We start from the raw sequence: 18,264 nt of genomic DNA on the forward strand, positions 1-18,264 counted from the left end.
GTTTTATTTTCTAAAAAAGCTTGCTTCAAATGTAGTGCTATTTCCTACATTATCTGTAACAATAACTTTTAAATTGTTCTTAGTACCAGTAACGACTTTATCGTTAAAATCGTATGTTAAGGTCTTCTTTTTGTAGTCATATTCCATTAAAATCCACTCATCATTAATGGACGCTCTGTAATTAGAGATACCGGTTTCTTTATCATCAATTTTGATTTTCAAAAAACGGTATTTACTTAACCATTGTCCATCTTTAAAACTTACAGGTGTTATTGTGGGATTTACAGTGTCTCTTGCTAAGCAATACGTCCCCAGGTTTTTGGTCCTAGTTAGTAATGTATTATCTTCTCTGATAGTAGAGGAGTAGCTTAAATAATTTTTGTAACCCACTAATCTAGCAATGTACATTTGTTTTAAATCTTCAGCACTATAATTGCTAACATCATAAGATATAGTAAAATACTTTTTAGCCGCAAGATTGTTTTCGTGAAGCTTTAATGTGTCACCACTAACTTTATAATCAATAAAAAAGTCTTCGTAAAAGGTCTGTTTCGGGATTTCTACTTTTATATTTTGATCTTCTAATAAATTTACTTCTTCTGATTTAATATAATAAGGCGAAGTAAAACGATCCACAATATCTGTAGGTTGTGTGTTTTCTCCTTTGATATTAATATTGATACTAGTTTCATTACCATCAAAATCTGTAATTTTTACTTTATAAACATTAGAAACGGTATCGTATATAATTAAATATCCATCGTCAATTATATTATCATACATGCTTAGAGGATTGTTGGTGTCTTTAAATAACTTTTGAAGACGTTCCTTTTTATCCTTATAATGTTTGTAGTCAATTAATCTATTAAGATGTTTTGTTTCGTTAAACGAAAACTTTTTAAAATCGATTGTAAAATTTTGCATGCCATTATAAAACGTTTCAATTTTATAAACACCATTTTTATTAGCAGCTAAATCGTGTCTATCAATACTATTAATAGCAAAACCAATTTTACCGTAACCTGTCAAGTCTTCGGTTTTATAATCCCCATTTTTTAAAGGGATAAGTCTAATTTTTTGCTTTTGGTTAGAACCATTTACATGAGATAAGTCGTTAATTGGATACGCATAAACACTACTAACTGTCGGTTTTTTTGAGTCCTTAATTTTTAAACCAAAAAGCAATGGATTGATTGGACGTTCTTGGTTATCTCTAATCTCAAAATGAAGGTGAGGACCACCAGAACCACCAGTATTCCCAGAATAAGCAATAACGTCACCTTTTGTAACTACCAAATCGTTTAAATCGGGAAATAACTCGATCTCATAACTTTCTTCTGCATATTGACGTTGTTTAACATACGCTTCAATTTTATCAGAAAAGCGTTGTAAATGCCCATGTACTGTAACGTAACCATTAGGATGCGTCACATAAATAGCTTTACCATATCCGTAATGTGATACTTTAATTCGGCTAACATAACCGCTAGCAGTTGCATAAATGTTTAAACCTTCTCTTTGTTTAGTTTTAATGTCCAAACCAGAGTGGAAGTGGTTACTTCTTAACTCGGCAAAAGTACCGGATAACACCAGTTCTATATCCAAAGGAGATCTAAAATAGTCTTGAGGGTAAATGCTTTGTGCTTGGCCAAAAGTTGAAATAAAAATGAGTAATAAAAGTGTATATCGCATAAAATATTGATTACGGCTAAAGTATAAATAAGGTTTTAAATACCAAAGTAAAATCAAAGACTAAGCCATACTATTGATAATGAGCATAATTAAAGGCGGTTTAAAAAATTATCAAAAATTAATTGTATTGTGTTAAGGTTTGATTAACTTTGTGAGATAAGTATAGTATTAGTTCATGAGTAAGATTGAAAACATTGTTGATGCTCTAGAAGGTAAAATTAAAAAAGTCTTACATAGGCAAGAGATTTTAAAACTAGAAAACGAAAAGCTTAAAAAGGCTTTGGAACAATCCCAATCTAAAAGTGTTGCAAAGGATTTAGAATTAGAAACTTGGCAAGAAAAGTATAACACTTTAAAAATGGCTAACACAATACTTGGCAGTGACAATGATAAACGAGAAACAAAGCTCAGAATAAATACATTAATAAGAGAGATTGACCATTGTATAAGTCAATTATCAAGTTAAAGTTTATATAGTTTTTATGGCAGACACGCTTAAAATAAAGTTATCTATAGCAAATAGAGTCTACCCGTTAACTATAGCACCTAGTCAAGAAGAAGGACTGCGTTTAGCAGCAAAGAAGATTGAGGCTATGATTACCAAGTTCGAGCAAAGCTACTCTGTTAGGGATAAGCAAGATGTATTAGCCATGTGTGCTTTACAATTTGCAAGTCAAGTAGAACAGAAGGCACTAGATAAAGACCATGTGACGGAACATGTACAGGATAAGTTAGAAGCTTTAAATGATATGTTACAATCACATCTTAGTTTATAATACGTTCATATAACATAGAATATTAGGTTACTGCCTACATTAATTATTTTTTTGATAAACTCAACGTTAATTCTTTAAAAAGGGTGAGTTTTAAGCTGTAAAAGCGTGCTGCTAATAGTGATTTATTACTATTTAGGCAGATTATTGATCAGCTTGTTAGCCCTAAACTTGTTTTTAAGGAGTTTATACAAAAGCAAATTAGTGTAGGCTTTTTTTATATATAAACAATCAAAAATGGATAAAACAATTTTAATTATAGCAGGTATTGCAATCGGAGCCATAATAGGCTTTATAGTCGCTAAAATATTAGAGCGCAATAACGCATCAAAGCTTATCAAAGGTGCTAAAAAATCAGCAGCAGCTATTCTCAAAGAAGCTAAGGTAGAAGGTGATGGTATCAAAAAAGATAAAATACTTCAAGCAAAAGAAAAATTTTTAGAGCTTAAAGCAGAGCACGAAAAGGTTATTTTAAGTCGTGACAAAAAAATGGCTGACACAGAAAAACGTGTTAGAGATAAAGAGTCTCAGGTATCTAGTGAGTTGTCTAAAAACAAAAAGCTAAATACTGATATCGAAGTAAAAGTAAAAGACTACAATCATAGACTTGATGTTTTAGATAAAAAACAAGAAGAGCTAGATAGACTTCATAAAAGCCAGGTAGAGCAATTAGAAGTTATTTCTAGTTTGTCTGCAGACGAAGCTAAATCTCAATTAGTAGAGTCTTTAAAAGGTGAAGCTAAAAGTGATGCTATGGCTTACATCCAAGATAAAATGGAAGAAGCTAAATTAACAGCTCAGCAAGACGCTAAAAAAATAATTATTAATACTATACAACGTATTGGAACAGAAGAAGCGGTTGATAACTGTGTTTCTGTATTTAATATTGAAAGTGATGATGTTAAAGGACGTATTATTGGTCGTGAAGGACGTAATATTCGTGCAATTGAAGCAGCGACAGGTGTAGAGATTATTGTTGATGATACACCGGAAGCAATTATTTTATCATGTTTTGACTCTGTTAGAAGAGAAGTAGCACGTTTGTCACTTCATAAATTAGTAACGGATGGTCGTATTCATCCAGCACGAATTGAAGAAGTTGTTAAGAAAACACAAAAACAGATAGAACAAGAAATTATCGAAGTTGGTAAACGTACAGTTATCGATTTAGGTATTCATGGATTACATCCAGAACTAATAAAAATGGTAGGACGTATGAAGTATCGTTCTTCTTACGGACAAAACTTATTACAACACTCCCGTGAAGTTGCAAAATTATGTGGTGTAATGGCTGCAGAACTAGGTTTAAATCCAAAATTAGCAAAACGTGCAGGATTATTACATGATATAGGTAAAGTGCCAGATGCAGAAGCAGATATGGAAACACCACATGCTATTTTAGGTATGCAGTGGGCTGAAAAGTATGGCGAGAAAGATGAAGTGTGTAACGCTATTGGAGCTCACCACGACGAGATAGAGATGAAATCGTTATTATCACCAATCATTCAAGTCTGTGATGCTATATCAGGAGCACGTCCAGGTGCTAGACGTCAAGTATTAGATAGTTATATACAACGTTTAAAGGATTTAGAAGAAATTGCTTTTGGATTTAACGGAGTTAAAAAGGCGTATGCGATACAAGCGGGTAGAGAATTACGTGTGATTGTAGAAAGTGAAAAAGTAACTGATCAAATAGCATCAGACTTATCATTTAATATCTCTCAAAAAATACAGACAGATATGACATACCCAGGTCAAGTAAAGGTTACAGTAATTAGAGAAACTAGAGCGGTAAATATTGCTAAGTAATTCTAAAACTATTTATAAAAAAAATCCAGCTTATAGCTGGATTTTTTTATGACTAGGAATTCGTATTTTAAACGTTGTACCGACATCTATTTTACTGTCTATGGAGATTGTACCTCCAAAAGCTTCAACTTGATTTCTGACCAAGTATAGTCCCACACCTTCTGCATCCTCATTATGATGAAAGGTTTTGTATAGTCCAAAAATATCTTTTCCAAACTTTTCTAAATCTATACCTTTTCCATTATCACTAATCGTCAATTCTAAATCACCCTCAATACAATCTGAATCAATAGTTATTACTGGGTTACGGTCAGGGTGTTTGTACTTAATAGCATTAGTAATTAAATTTTGTAGAATACTATTTAAATAACTAGCACTAAAGTAGACATTACAGTTGTTTCTAACATTGTTATAAATTATAGTGCTGCTTTCTGATATTATAAAAGTAAGCTCTTCAATTACAGCATTTACTTCTTTATCTATTTTGATATTTTTATCTCTAATACTATCTTTAGACTGAAGCGTTACAATTTGACTTAAACTATTTAATGTTTTTGATAAAGATTTAGAAACGGTTCTTAAGTGTCTAAACATTTCCTGCTTTTCAGCATCAGAATCTGCTTCTTCATGAAATTTTAATATACTCTCAAAATTACCCGCATGTTGTTTTAGGTTATGAGAAACAATATGAGCAAAACTTTTTAATTTATTATTTTGATCAGTAATAACATCAATAGATTTTTTTAAAGAAAGTTCCGCTTCTTTTTGTTTTGTAATATCTGTGTGTGTACCAACAATTCTTACTGGGTTACCAGCTAGGTCACGTTCAATTATTTTTCCTTGGTCTAAAATCCATCTGTAAGTATCATCTTTGTGTAAGACTCTATGTACATTAACATAGTTAGAATTTAGACCCGTAATATGATCATTAAAATCTTCATAATAATCAGCTCTATCTTCGCGATGTACACGATCATCCCACTCTGATGCTTCAGAGCTTATTTCGTCATCTTGAAAACCTATTATTTTTTTTGATTCTTTAGAGTAAATGACAACGTTAGTTTTTGCATTCCAATCCCAAACTCCAATCCCTGAGTTTTCTAAAGCGAATTTCCATTTCTGGTTTTCAAGAGTGTTTTCTTCGGTTATCTGTTCCATTTCTCTAAATATTAATACATTACAGTGCAAATATCTAATACAAGAATTAATTTGAGGATTTTTGTGTTTGTAGAAATGTTAACATCGATTAAATACCGATTAATTAGATTAACTACGTATTTTATCGTTTAATTGCTTTTGGTTTTTTTTGAATAATTTTAAAACTGTTTGTTTGGAATAGTAATGGTAAAGGTTGTACCAGAATTGACAATACTAGACACTGTAATGGTACCATTAAAAGCTTCAATTTGATTTTTAACAAGATATAAGCCAACTCCTTCAGAGTCATCGTTATTATGAAACGTTTTATAGAGTCCAAAAATGGCATTACCAAATTTTTCTAAATCGATTCCAATACCATTGTCTGCTATTTTAATTTCTAAAATATCATTTATAGTTTGAGATGTTATAGTTACTTTAGGATCACGATTTGGATGTTTGTACTTAACCGCATTATTAATTAAGTTTTGTATTATACTTTGAAAATAAGAGGTATTAAAATGGACATAACAACTAGGGCTAGCGTTATTGGTCACTATTGCATTATTATCTGATATAAAATATGCTAAATCCTTTAGAATAGCATTTATTTCATTAACGACGAATAGTTTATGTATTGAAGTTTTTTCTTTAGATTGTACGGTTACAATTTCACTTAAATCGGTAATTGTTTTTGATAAAGATTGAGAAAGTGTTTTTAAGTAATCTAACATTTCTGTTTTTTCACTTTCGGTATCTGCTTCTTCATATAGCCCTAACAGACTTTCAAAATTGCCAGCATGCTGTTTTAAATTATGAGTAACAATGTGTGCAAAATTTTGAAGTTTACTATTTTGCTTTACAACAAGGTTAAAGGTGTCTATTATCTTTTCTTCGTTTTCAACATATTCAGTGATGTCCACATGTGTACCAATAATTCTAGATGCTTTTCCTGATTTATCTTTTTCAACAATTTGACCGCGATCCAAAATCCAGCGGTAAGACCCATCTTTATGCAAAACACGGTGCTTATTCTCGTAGATAGGTTTTAGTCCTTTGGAGTGGTCTTGAAAATCGTTATAATATTGCGCTCTGTCATCTGGATGTACACGGTTGTTCCAATCTGTGGCGTTATTACCAAATTCGTCATTATCTTCAAATCCAATTAGAGCTTTAGACGGTTGAGAAAAGAAAATACGGTCAGAAGTTCCGCAATAGTCCCAAATACCCAATTTACTAATTTGCAACGCTAATTGCCACTTTTCATTTTCATGAATGGACGTATTTGGATTTGGCAGAAAACCATTTATTAACTCAGACATACAGTAAAATTTTAATCAAGCTAGTTCAGGGATTCCGTCTAAATCATTCAGACTGTGTCAAATATAAATAAATATATCGAGAAAACCCAACTATTTTCTTGGATGAAAATTATTAATTACTGCGGTTAATTGACTGCGGTCTACGTGTGTATAAATTTCGGTAGTGGTAATACTTTCGTGACCCAACATAAGTTGTATAGCTCTAAGGTCAGCACCATTTTCTAATAAATGTGTTGCAAATGAGTGTCTAAAAGTGTGAGGAGATATTGTTTTATCTAAATCAATGGTAACAGCTAAACCTTTTATTATAGTAAATATCATTGCTCGGGTAAGTTGCTTACCACGTCTGTTTAAAAACAAGATATCCTGATGCTCAGGGTGTATTTTTATATGGTTTCGTATTTGGTTTTTATAAATAGTAATATATTTTTGAGTGTCTTCTAAAATAGGGACAAAGCGCTGTTTATCACCTTTTCCGGTGACTTTTATAAAGCCTTCATCAAAAAATAAATCAGATATTTTTAGATTAGTTAACTCGCTAACACGTAGACCACAACTGTATAATACTTCTAAAATAGCGCGATTACGTTCGCCTTGCGGGTGACTTAAATCAATAGCTTCAATTAAATTATTGATTTCATTTTCGCTTAATGTATCCGGAAGTTTTCGTCCAATTTTTGGAGAGTCTATTGTATCCAGAGGATTGTCTTTGCGGTAGTCTTCAAAAATTAAATAGTTAAAAAAACCTTTTAAACCTGAAATTAATCGGGATTGTGATCTAGCATTTAATAGTTTAGCAACCTCATAAATAAATTGTTTTACTGTTGTCGTATCTATGTCAATGGGTGAAACGCTGATAGTGTTAGTCTCTAAATAATTTATTAGTTTTTTTACATCAAGAATATAACTATTAATAGAGTTTTCAGAAAGCCCTCTTTCAATTTTTAAATACAATGAATAATCCGTTAGTGCTTGATGCCATTTCATGAGGTTAAATATAGTATTTATAAAGACGAAAATAGAGCAGATTGCTGATAGTTTATATATTAGTTTGATTGTGATAAAAAATAAAAGCTAAGCGTGTTAATATGATGAGAATAATGCTTAAAATACATGTTTTTTTTTCATAATGTTTAATATGTATTTTTGTTGCTATCCTTTTGATATCGGGACTTTGCAAGATTTTTAACTACTTTTTATCAAAATAAAACGTTAAACTTTTACTCTAAATGTGTGATTGATAGTGACTTGTTTTTTAGCTCTTTTTTTTTACGAAAATTTACTTGTTGAAGGTGTTTATAGCTTCTAAATTTGCAGTTCAAATGATTTAAAATTATATCAATTATGAAAAAATTATTATTTACAGCTGCAATCGCAGTATTAGGATTTACAAGTGTTAATGCACAAGAGGATACTACTGTTGGTGGTTTCGAAAAAGGTGATGTTTTTGTTTCTGGTTCTGTTGGTTTTGGAACTGAGAATACAGGAGATCTTGATTCAAATGTATTTAACATTGCTCCAAAAGTTGGATATTTTGTTTCTGAAAACATTGCTGCAGGTTTAAAAGTTGGTTACACTTCTTTTTCTTCTGATAACGATGGAACAGATTTAGTTGATGCAAATGAATTTGCTGTTGGTGCTTTTGGAAGATATTACTTTTCTCCAGCTAACCAATTTTCTTTATTCACAGAATTAGGAGTTGATTATACTTCAGGTGAAGACAAGTTAGCAGATGCTAAGTATGATGGATTTGATGTAGCTTTTGCTCCTGGTATTAGCTATTTTGTATCTAAAAACTTTGCTATCGAAGCTTCTGTAGGTGTTTTAGGGTACTCTACTACTAAGCCAGATTTTTCAGGTGCTGAATCAACTGATAGCTTTAACATTGGATTAGACTTAAGTGATATTAACTTTGGAGTTGTTTACAAGTTCTAAGTTTATAAAACTTTATTATAAAAATACCGAAGCTTAATCGCTTCGGTTTTTTTATGCTATAACTTTTGTATTTTTACAGTATGAAAAAACTAATCATTATAAACGGACCAAACCTAAACTTACTTGGTAAGCGAGAACCTAATATATACGGAAGTCTTTCTTTTACCGAGTTTTTAGATACAATAAAGGCAAAATATCCAACTGCGGCTATTGAGCATTACCAATCTAATATTGAAGGCGAACTAATTGATAAAATTCAAGAGGTAGGCTTTAGTTATGATGGTATAATCTTAAATGCAGCAGCGTATACACATACGTCTATAGGTATAGGAGATGCTGTTAAAGCTATAGAGACACCTGTTGTAGAAGTGCATATCTCTAATACTTTTGGAAGAGAGGAGTTTAGACATCAATCCTTTGTATCTCCAAATGCAAAAGGAATTATTTTAGGTTTTGGATTACAGAGTTATGAATTGGCTATTCAAAGCTTTTTATAGTCTTTAATAATAACTATTACAATAATATCTATATTTTAAACATAAAAAAAGTTCCAGAAATTTCTGGAACTTTTTTAGTATTGTAGTTTTCTAAATAGATTTTAGTCCTAAAGATTAAAATGTTTAGATTTATAAATGTATTACTTCTCCATAAGCATCTGCTACAGCTTCCATAACCGCTTCACTCATAGTAGGGTGTGGATGTACCGTTTTTAATACTTCATGTCCTGTAGTTTCTAATTTACGTCCTAAAACTGCTTCTGCAATCATGTCCGTAACACCAGCGCCAATCATATGACAACCTAACCACTCACCATATTTAGCATCAAAAATCACTTTTACAAAACCATCTTTTGCTCCAGCAGCACTTGCTTTACCTGACGCAGAGAATGGGAATTTTCCAACTTTAATATCGTATCCTTGTTCTTTAGCTTGTTTTTCTGTTAAACCAACACTTGCAATTTCTGGGCTAGCATAAGTACAACCAGGGATGTTACCGTAGTCTAATGCTTCCACATGCATTCCCGCAATTTTTTCTACACATAAAATAGCTTCTGCAGAGGCAACGTGTGCTAATGCTTGACCAGGAGTAATATCTCCGATAGCGTAGTACCCAGGGATGTTAGTTTGGTAATAATCGTTTACTAAGATTTTATCTCTATCTACAGCAATACCAACAGTTTCTAATCCAATATTTTCTATATTAGATTTTATACCAACAGCAGATAATACGATGTCAGCTTCTAATATTTCTTCTCCTTTTTTAGTTTTTACAGTCGCTTTTACACCATCGCCAGAAGTATCAACACTAGTAACCTCAGCAGAAGTCATAATTTTTATACCACTTTTCTTAAAACTACGTTCTAATTGTTTAGATACATCGTCATCCTCAACAGGGACAATTTTATCAAGATATTCTACTATAGTTACTTCTGTACCCATAGAGTTATAGAAATAAGCAAACTCAACACCAATAGCACCAGAACCTACAACAATTAATTTTTTAGGTTGTTCTGGTAATGTCATAGCCTGTCTGTAACCTATTACTTTTTTACCATCTTGCGGTAAGCTAGGTAACTCTCTAGAGCGTGCTCCAGTAGCTATAATAATATGATCTGCACTATATTCGGTTCCTTCTACATCAATCTTTTTTCCAGTTTTAAGTGTTCCAAAACCTTCAATAACATCAATTTTGTTTTTCTTCATTAAAAACTTAACACCGTTACTCATGCCATCAGCTACGCCACGACTACGTTTAACTACAGCATTAAAATCTTTGTCATAATCTTTAACAGATAAACCATAATCTTCTGCATGCTTTAAATATTCAAAAACTTGTGCAGATTTTAATAAAGCTTTGGTAGGAATACAACCCCAATTTAGGCAGATACCACCAAGACTTTCTTTCTCTACAACAGCAGTTTTTAAACCTAATTGAGATGCTCTAATAGCAGCTACGTATCCTCCAGGACCACTTCCAAGTACAATTACATCGTATTTACTCATTCTATTAATTTTTGTAGTTTTTAAGAAGTTACGAAGTTACGAAACCAAATTTGAATAAAGAATTTAGATTCTTAAAAAATTACAACTTTATGCTACCTTTGCACAGCAAGTTTTTTATTATGAATATACCTAAATCTAGTTTTCCTCGAATTGTAATTATTGGTGGTGGTTTTGCGGGCATTGCGTTAGCTAAAAAATTATCTAAACAAGAAGTGCAGGTCGTACTTTTGGATAAGCACAATTATCATACATTTCAGCCTTTATTGTATCAAGTATCTACCGGTGGTTTGGAGCCAGACTCCATTGCTTATCCGATTAGAAAGGTATTACAAGATTTTCCTAATTTTTATTTTAGACTAGCAAAAGTATCCGAAATAGATACTGAAAAAAACACAATACAATCAAATATAGGAGCACTTAAGTTTGACTATTTAGTAGTTGCTTCAGGATCTAAAACCAATTATTTTGGTAATAAATCTATTGAAGATAATAGTATGGAAATGAAAACCATACCACAGTCTTTAAATTTAAGAAGTTTAATTCTTGAAAATTTTGAAGAAGCATTATTAACGTCTGATTTAAATCGAAGAAATGCATTAATGAGTTTTGTTATTGTTGGTGCTGGACCAACAGGAGTAGAGTTGGCTGGGGCTTTAGCCGAAATTAAAAAAGGAATATTGCCAAAGGATTATCCAGATTTGGATACGCGGTTAGCACAAATAAATTTAGTGCAATCGGGAGATACTATTCTAAAAACAATGAGTCCAAATGCCTCTAAAAAAGCAGAAGATTTTTTAGAACAATTAGGAGTTAACGTTTGGAAAAATGTTAGAGTAACTAGTTACGACGGTACAACGGTAACAACAGATAGCGACTTAACGTTTGAGTCTGAAACTGTAGTTTGGGCAGCAGGAGTAAAGGGCGCTGCTATAAAAGGATTGGATGCCGAACAATTTGTCTCTAGAGGTAATCGAATTTTGGTTAACGAGTTTAATCAAGTCAAAGGAATTGATAATATTTTTGCAATTGGAGATGTCGCACAAATGGAGTCTGAAAGTGTACCACATGGCCATCCAATGATGGCACAACCAGCGATACAACAAGGTAAATTATTAGGTGATAATATCTTGAAGCTGTTAGATAAAAAACCAATGACACCGTTTGTTTACAAAGACAGAGGATCTATGGCAACTATAGGTCGTAATAAAGCAGTTGTAGATTTACCTAATTTTAAATTCCAAGGTGTTTTTGCTTGGTTTGTGTGGATGTTTGTACACCTGTTTTCTTTAGTTGGATTCAGAAACAGAACAGTTGTTTTTATTAATTGGGTTTACAACTATATTAGATTTGATAGAGAGGCACGTTTAATAATAAGACCTTATAAAAAGAAACTAAAATCCTAAGTTTTAGGTTTGCTAAATTTTTCTGAATTAAACTGTACTGATTGTCCTTTTGGTATAGATAAAGATTGCCAATCAGTATTTTTAATACTAACACCTATGTAGGCCAGTTGACCAATATGATAACTGTAATGTCCTAGTTGTCTAAATATTGCGTCGGCTACAGTATGACTTTCATTACGGATGTAAACAATACGCTCTAAATCTTTGTTTTTAAGCGGTTTTATAGCATCATATACACATTGCCATCCTTTTTCCCAATCGGCAATAAGCTGGTCTTTATTTGTGTAGATCGCTTCAAACTCTTGTTCACGCTGGCGCCAGTCTTTCTCGCCATCTTCTGTTAAAAAGTTAGTCCATCGGCTTAACATATTTCCAACCATATGTTTTACAATAATAGATACGCTATTAGAATTGTCGTGAGATTGCCAATTCATCTCCTCAAAAGATAACTGCTGGAGTGTTTTGTCTCCAGCAGTTTTATAGTAATCAAACTGTTTTATTATACTTGTAATGTAATTATTCATCTTTAAAATCTACACTTGCAGAGTTAACACAAAAACGTGTTCCTGTTTCAGTAGGACCATCGTTAAAAACATGTCCTAAATGTCCACCACAGTTAGAGCACACGACTTCCGTTCTAATCATCCCATGCGTTTTATCCAATATGTTTGTCACACTTCCTGGGATTGCTTCGTCAAAACTAGGCCATCCACAATTAGATTCAAACTTACTGTTGCTTTCAAAAAGCTTTTGGTGACAAGCAGCACAAGTATAGGCACCATCTTCAAAATGAAGATTATATTTACCTGTATGCGGCATTTCAGTACCTTTTTTACGTAAAATACGGTATTGCTCATCCGTTAATTCTTTACGCCATTCGTCCTCTGATTTTGTTACTTTATAATTACTCATTATCTGGTTTAAAATTTAATGCAACTCCGTTTATACAATGTCTTTCTCCTGTGGTTTCTTTTGGACCATCATTAAAAACATGTCCTAAATGTCCACCACAAGTCCCGCAATGTTCTTCATCTCTTGTGTAACCAATTTTAGTATCAGTTCCAAATGCAACATTACCTTCTATTTCTTGGTCAAAGCTAGGCCATCCTGTTCCAGAATCAAATTTATCTTTACTTTTAAATAAAGGCGTGTCACAGGCAGCACAATGGTACGTTCCTGATCTGTGTTCTTTATTTAAAGCGCTAGAAAAAGGACGTTCTGTACCGGCTTGTCTTAATACATAATATTCAGCATCCGACAATTCTGCTTTCCATTCTGTATCTGTTTTAGTCACCTCAAAGGTTTCTTTTTTTGTTGTTTCCTGTGCTTCACTTTTGCAACTAAACAAAAGGCAAGTTAGGAGTACTAATGCAATATTTTTCATAATTTTTCTTTTTTTTAAAGATATCTTAAAAACTTAAAATAGAATTAATACTGTCGTAATTTTAATTTAAAAATAACATTTCACTATTTGTAATTTTAAGTGTAACTTTTCAACTTCTAATTAAATTATTGTAAATGAAAATATTTCATATTAGCGCAGAATGTTATCCTGTAGCCAAAGTAGGAGGCTTAGCAGATGTTGTGGGCGCCTTACCAAAGTATCAAAATGGGTTAGGACATTCGTCTTCCGTAATCATGCCTTTTTATGATAATAAATTCACCCAAAACAACAGTTTTACTACCGTTTTTGAAGATCAATTAGATTTTAATGGCACTCAAATTAGTTTTAAAATATTAAAAACAGCAGATGACGTTTTAGATTTTAACACCTTTTTTGTGGATATACCAGAACTTCTTTTTAAAGATTATGTGTATTCTGTGGATGATACGGATCGTTTTTTAGCGTTTCAAATTGCAACTTTAAATTGGATTTTGACTTTACAAGCACTACCGGAAATTATCCATTGTCACGATCACCACACGGGGTTAATTCCGTTTATGCTACAAGAGAGTTTTAGGTATAAAACATTAAACACAATTCCTGTGGTGACAACTATCCATAATGCGCAGTATCAAGGTTGGTTTAGCTATGATAAATTACATTTAATACCAGAATTTGATCTAAACAAAACAGGATTATTAGACTGGGATAATAGTATTAACCCATTGGCAACTGCTATTAAATGTGCTTGGAGAGTAACAACGGTATCGCCAAGTTATATGGAAGAGTTAAAGTTAGAAGCTAATGGATTGCAAGATTTATTAAAACATGAAAGTAATAAGTGTGTTGGTATTTTAAATGGTATTGATACTGCTGTTTGGAATCCAGAAACAGACCATTATATAGAAGAGAATTATAGTATAAATACAGTCGAAACTGGTAAACTAGCTAATAAATTAGCGCTTTGTAAAACATTTGATTTGGATGTAACAAAGCCTTTAATTGCTTTTATAGGGCGTTTGGTTTACGAAAAAGGTGCAGATGTATTTCCTTCAGCTTTAGAAAAAGCATTAGAAGATAAAAATTGTAGTGTTTTGGTTTTAGGATCGGGTAATGCTGATGCAGAAGCGGCTTTACTTCAGCTTAAAGCGAAAAATAAAGGTTACTACAACACATTTATTGGATATGACGAAAAATTGTCACACAATATCTATGCTGGAGCAGACTTTTTGTTAATGCCATCACGAGTAGAACCTTGTGGCTTAAATCAATTATACGCCTTACGTTATGGTACTATTCCGGTAGTGAGAAGTATAGGAGGCTTAAAGGATACGGTTGTGGATATTAGTAAAAAAGGTGGCTTTGGGATTAGCCATGAGCAGGTTACCGTTGAAGAAATTTACCAAGCAATTAAAAGAAGTGTCGATTTATACCATAAAACTACTATCTTTAAGTCACTAACCAAGCATATCATGACAATTGACCACTCATGGCATGTATCAGCAAACGCATATATCAATTTATACCAATCTTTAAAAAAATAACTATGATTAATAATAAAGTTTTATCTATCATTTTAGGAGGAGGACAAGGCTCAAGATTGTACCCTTTAACAGCAACTAGATCTAAACCAGCAGTACCAATTGCGGGTAAATACAGATTGGTAGATATACCTATTTCTAATTGTATTAATTCTGACATCAAACGTATGTTTGTGTTAACTCAGTTTAACTCGGCATCATTAAATCGTCATATAAAAAACACCTATCATTTTAGTTTTTTTAGTTCTGCTTTTGTAGATGTATTAGCTGCCGAGCAAACGCCTGGTAACGAAGGTTGGTTTCAAGGTACCGCAGATGCTGTTAGACAAAGCATGCATCACTTTTTAAGTCATGATTTTGAATATGCTTTAATATTATCGGGTGACCAACTTTATCAAATGGATTTTAATGCCATGGTAGATGCACATGTTAAGGCTAAAGCCGAAATTTCTATTGCAACTATTCCAGTAAATGCAAAGGATGCGACGTCTTTTGGGATTTTAAAAACAGACGATAAAAATGTAATTACCTCTTTTGTAGAAAAGCCTGATGCGTCCTTATTACCGGATTGGACGTCTAAAGTTAGTCCAGAAATGGAAAAAGAAGGTAAAAATCATTTAGCATCTATGGGAATCTATATCTTTAATAGAGAGTTGTTGGTGGAATTAATGAGTAATCCGGATACTAATGATTTTGGTAAAGAAATCATTCCGCAATCTATAGAGAAACATAAAACCTTAAGTTACCAGTTTGAAGGGTATTGGACAGATATTGGTAATATCGATTCGTTTTTTGAGGCCAATCTTGGTTTAACGGATGATATTCCTAAATTTAATTTGTACGACAAAGACCAAAGTGTTTATACACGTGCAAGGATTTTACCAACGTCTAAAATATCAGGTACAGCTTTAGATAGAGCGGTAATTGCAGAAGGTTGTATTGTACATGCATCAAAAATCGAAAAATCGGTTATTGGAATACGGTCAAGAATAGGTAAAGAAACTACGATTATTAACACCTATATGATGGGAAATGATTCTTATGAATCCTTATCCGAAATAGAATCTAATAAAATAAATATTTTAATGGGTATTGGAGAGCGTTGCTTTATTAAAAATACCATTATTGATAAAAACACTAGAATTGGAGATGATGTCCGCATTAACGGTGGTAAACATCTTGAAAATATAGAAACGGATACGTACGTTATTAAAGACGGTATTGTGGTTATTAAAAAAGGAGCAATAATACCTAATGGGTTTGTAATATAATATATGGCAGATGTAACAGTATTTAGTTTATTTACAGAATTTGATATTAATCTCTTTAAGTCTGGAAAACACTATAAGTTATACGAGAAGTTTGGGTCGCATATCACGACTGTAAATGGAGTAGAAGGTACTTATTTTTCTGTGTGGGCACCAACTGCTAAGCAAGTGTCTGTTGTCGGAGATTTTAATTATTGGAAGGAAAGCGAACATTTACTAAATGTGCGTTGGGATGAAAGCGGTATTTGGGAAGGGTTTATTCCAAATATTGGCAAAGGAAGTGCCTATAAATATAAAATACAAAGTAATAATAACGGTATTGTAACAGAGAAAGCCGATCCGTACGCTAGACGTTGCGAGCATAACCCCAATACAGCATCTATTGTTTGGGAAGACGATTATAGTTGGAAGGATTCCAAATGGATGAAATCTCGAAAAAAGAAAAACGCATTAGACGCACCGTATTCTGTTTATGAAGTGCATTTAGGATCTTGGAAAAAGCAAATTGAAGAGAATCGGTTTTTATCTTACGTAGAGTTGGCGGATGACTTAGTAAAATATGTCAAAGACATGAATTTTACACATGTAGAGCTGATGCCAATCATGGAGTTTCCGTACGACCCAAGTTGGGGCTATCAAATTACAGGATATTTTGCACCAACATCGCGGTTTGGATATCCTGAAGAGTTTAAATTATTAGTCGATAAGCTGCATCAAAATGACATCGGTATTATACTAGATTGGGTACCCTCACATTTTCCTGAAGATGCACATGGTCTTGGTTTTTTTGATGGATCTTGCTTGTATGAGCATCCTGATAAGAAAAAAGGCTATCATCAAGATTGGAAAAGTTTAATCTTTAATTACGGACGTAACGAGGTTAAATCCTTTTTAATAAGTAATGCTATTTTTTGGTTAGAACAATTTCATGCTGATGGATTGCGTGTAGATGCTGTAGCGTCTATGCTATTTTTAGATTATAGTAGAGAAGAAGGCGAATGGGAACCTAATATTTACGGAGGACGAGAAAACTTAGATGCTATTGCGTTTATGAAAGAGCTAAACGTCGCTGTTTACGATAATTTTCCGGATGTACAAACCATAGCGGAAGAGTCCACCGCATTTCCTGGAGTATCAAAACCAGTCTTTTTAGGCGGTTTAGGTTTCGGGATGAAATGGATGATGGGTTGGATGCACGATACATTGCAGTATTTTGCAAAAGAACCGATTTATAGAAAACACCATCAAAACGATATCACTTTTTCTTTAACCTATGCGTTTACTGAAAATTTCATGTTGCCTTTAAGCCATGATGAAGTTGTTTATGGCAAAAAATCTATTTTAGGACGTATGCCAGGAGACGAGTGGCAGCGTTTTGCAAACCTGAGATTGTTATACAGCTATATGTTTACACACCCAGGAACAAAATTATTGTTTCAAGGGGCGGAGATTGGTCAAAGTGAAGAGTGGGATTTTCAAACCAGCTTAGATTGGCACTTACTAGAATATCAATCTCATAAAGGGATTAACCAGTTTATTAAGGCTATAAATACATTTTATAAATCGGAGCCTGCTTTATATCAAAAACAATTTTCTCATGATGGTTTTGAGTGGATAGATTATGGAGATGCAGAGCATTCTGTTATTGTTTTTATAAGAAAAGGAAATCAACCAAAAGACAATGTAATTATTGCTTGTAATATGACGCCTGTACCTTTAGAAAACTATCGTATAGGTTTGCCTAAAAAAGGAAGTTTAATAGAGGTTTTTAATAGTGATAATAAATCATTTTTTGGAACAGGAGATTTTAAAAATAACAGCCTAACTAGTGAAGGGACGCTTTGGCATTCTCGAAAAAACTCGGCAGAAATAACAATTCCACCTTTAGGTATGGTGGCATTTAAGTATCAAAAGAGCGCAAAATAAATTATATTAAATTCTCTTTTTATCTGCTGATAATAAAGGTTTTAATAATTTTTGTTACCGAAATCGTTATA

General features: G+C 32.7%; 17 protein-coding genes and 1 other RNA gene. 10 read left to right on the forward strand and 8 right to left on the reverse strand.

Translation table 11 applies throughout. From position 1 onward, the window contains the following. Window positions 1–3 precede the first annotated feature (3 nt). Window positions 4–1,692: a M23 family metallopeptidase gene (locus ACZ2G2_RS12675; protein WP_282068050.1), complete on the reverse strand. Its 1,689-nt coding sequence runs from the start codon at window positions 1,690–1,692 to the stop codon at window positions 4–6. 175 nt (window positions 1,693–1,867) lie between these two features. On the opposite strand from ACZ2G2_RS12675, the gene ACZ2G2_RS12680 reads away from it, so the two are divergent. The 4 genes from ACZ2G2_RS12680 (at window position 1,868) to rny (ending at window position 4,274) form a co-directional block, all read left to right on the forward strand. Continuing rightward, window positions 1,868–2,158 carry a hypothetical protein gene (locus ACZ2G2_RS12680; RefSeq protein ID WP_090838577.1) on the forward strand — a complete coding sequence of 97 codons (291 nt, stop codon included), beginning with the start codon at window positions 1,868–1,870 and terminating at the stop codon, window positions 2,156–2,158. Between the two features lie 16 nt (window positions 2,159–2,174). After that, window positions 2,175–2,468, forward strand: a complete 294-nt coding sequence (locus ACZ2G2_RS12685) for a cell division protein ZapA (RefSeq protein WP_090838575.1) — start codon at window positions 2,175–2,177, stop codon at window positions 2,466–2,468. Window positions 2,469–2,526: 58 nt separating this feature from the next. Beyond that, window positions 2,527–2,653: non-coding RNA, 6S RNA (gene ssrS, locus ACZ2G2_RS12690), on the forward strand. 49 nt (window positions 2,654–2,702) lie between these two features. Next, complete coding sequence (rny, locus tag ACZ2G2_RS12695; RefSeq protein ID WP_090838573.1) at window positions 2,703–4,274, forward strand: ribonuclease Y; 1,572 nt, start codon at window positions 2,703–2,705, stop codon at window positions 4,272–4,274. 30 nt (window positions 4,275–4,304) lie between these two features. On the opposite strand, the gene ACZ2G2_RS12700 is transcribed toward rny, so the two are convergent. The 3 genes from ACZ2G2_RS12700 to xerD all read right to left on the reverse strand — a co-directional run bounded on the left by ACZ2G2_RS12700 (window position 4,305) and on the right by xerD (window position 7,720). After that, window positions 4,305–5,432 carry a sensor histidine kinase gene (locus tag ACZ2G2_RS12700; RefSeq protein WP_470392498.1) on the reverse strand — a complete coding sequence of 376 codons (1,128 nt, stop codon included), beginning with the start codon at window positions 5,430–5,432 and terminating at the stop codon, window positions 4,305–4,307. A 158-nt stretch (window positions 5,433–5,590) separates the two neighbouring features. Continuing rightward, window positions 5,591–6,733: a sensor histidine kinase gene (locus ACZ2G2_RS12705; RefSeq protein ID WP_470392499.1), complete on the reverse strand. Its 1,143-nt coding sequence runs from the start codon at window positions 6,731–6,733 to the stop codon at window positions 5,591–5,593. A 90-nt stretch (window positions 6,734–6,823) separates the two neighbouring features. Then, window positions 6,824–7,720, reverse strand: coding sequence for a site-specific tyrosine recombinase XerD (xerD, locus tag ACZ2G2_RS12710; RefSeq protein ID WP_470392501.1), 897 nt, complete (start codon window positions 7,718–7,720; stop codon window positions 6,824–6,826). Between the two features lie 357 nt (window positions 7,721–8,077). Between xerD and ACZ2G2_RS12715 the strand changes: the two genes are divergently transcribed. Together ACZ2G2_RS12715 and aroQ are read left to right on the forward strand one after the other, a co-directional pair. Further along, window positions 8,078–8,668 (forward strand): outer membrane beta-barrel protein, encoded by a 591-nt coding sequence (locus ACZ2G2_RS12715; protein ID WP_272022386.1) that lies wholly within the window; start codon window positions 8,078–8,080, stop codon window positions 8,666–8,668. An 80-nt stretch (window positions 8,669–8,748) separates the two neighbouring features. Beyond that, window positions 8,749–9,165 (forward strand): type II 3-dehydroquinate dehydratase, encoded by a 417-nt coding sequence (gene aroQ, locus ACZ2G2_RS12720; protein WP_090838563.1) that lies wholly within the window; start codon window positions 8,749–8,751, stop codon window positions 9,163–9,165. A 129-nt stretch (window positions 9,166–9,294) separates the two neighbouring features. On the opposite strand, the gene lpdA is transcribed toward aroQ, so the two are convergent. Beyond that, window positions 9,295–10,671, reverse strand: coding sequence for a dihydrolipoyl dehydrogenase (gene lpdA, locus ACZ2G2_RS12725; protein WP_470392503.1), 1,377 nt, complete (start codon window positions 10,669–10,671; stop codon window positions 9,295–9,297). 119 nt (window positions 10,672–10,790) lie between these two features. Here lpdA and ACZ2G2_RS12730 point away from each other — a divergent pair, with 119 nt between their 5' ends. Beyond that, on the forward strand, window positions 10,791–12,074 hold the full coding sequence (locus ACZ2G2_RS12730; RefSeq protein ID WP_090838559.1) for an NAD(P)/FAD-dependent oxidoreductase: 1,284 nt from the start codon (window positions 10,791–10,793) through the stop codon (window positions 12,072–12,074). Here the strand turns inward: ACZ2G2_RS12730 and ACZ2G2_RS12735 are convergent. From ACZ2G2_RS12735 to msrB (ACZ2G2_RS12745), 3 genes are read right to left on the reverse strand one after another with little or no spacing between them, the layout of a single operon-like run. Beyond that, a complete protein-coding gene (locus ACZ2G2_RS12735) occupies window positions 12,071–12,598 on the reverse strand; it encodes a DUF1572 family protein (protein WP_470392505.1) in 528 nt (175 codons plus the stop codon). The genes ACZ2G2_RS12730 and ACZ2G2_RS12735 overlap by 4 nt on opposite strands. Then, window positions 12,591–12,986: a peptide-methionine (R)-S-oxide reductase MsrB gene (msrB, locus tag ACZ2G2_RS12740; RefSeq protein WP_101202418.1), complete on the reverse strand. Its 396-nt coding sequence runs from the start codon at window positions 12,984–12,986 to the stop codon at window positions 12,591–12,593. The genes ACZ2G2_RS12735 and msrB (ACZ2G2_RS12740) overlap by 8 nt, the downstream gene beginning before the upstream one ends. Then, complete coding sequence (gene msrB, locus ACZ2G2_RS12745) at window positions 12,979–13,458, reverse strand: peptide-methionine (R)-S-oxide reductase MsrB (RefSeq protein WP_470392507.1); 480 nt, start codon at window positions 13,456–13,458, stop codon at window positions 12,979–12,981. The genes msrB (ACZ2G2_RS12740) and msrB (ACZ2G2_RS12745) overlap by 8 nt, the downstream gene beginning before the upstream one ends. Before the next feature lie 134 nt (window positions 13,459–13,592). Between msrB (ACZ2G2_RS12745) and ACZ2G2_RS12750 the strand changes: the two genes are divergently transcribed. Genes ACZ2G2_RS12750 through glgB form a run of 3 tightly spaced genes read left to right on the forward strand, consistent with a single transcriptional unit; the run spans window position 13,593 to window position 18,193 of the window. Next, window positions 13,593–15,002, forward strand: coding sequence for a glycogen synthase (locus ACZ2G2_RS12750; RefSeq protein ID WP_470392508.1), 1,410 nt, complete (start codon window positions 13,593–13,595; stop codon window positions 15,000–15,002). 2 nt (window positions 15,003–15,004) lie between these two features. Further along, window positions 15,005–16,270 (forward strand): glucose-1-phosphate adenylyltransferase, encoded by a 1,266-nt coding sequence (locus tag ACZ2G2_RS12755; RefSeq protein ID WP_101202421.1) that lies wholly within the window; start codon window positions 15,005–15,007, stop codon window positions 16,268–16,270. Window positions 16,271–16,273: 3 nt separating this feature from the next. Next, window positions 16,274–18,193 carry a 1,4-alpha-glucan branching protein GlgB gene (gene glgB, locus ACZ2G2_RS12760; RefSeq protein WP_470392509.1) on the forward strand — a complete coding sequence of 640 codons (1,920 nt, stop codon included), beginning with the start codon at window positions 16,274–16,276 and terminating at the stop codon, window positions 18,191–18,193. The last annotated feature ends 71 nt before the right edge of the window (window positions 18,194–18,264 follow it).

This window comes from Olleya sp. KKT75 (genome assembly GCF_055635485.1).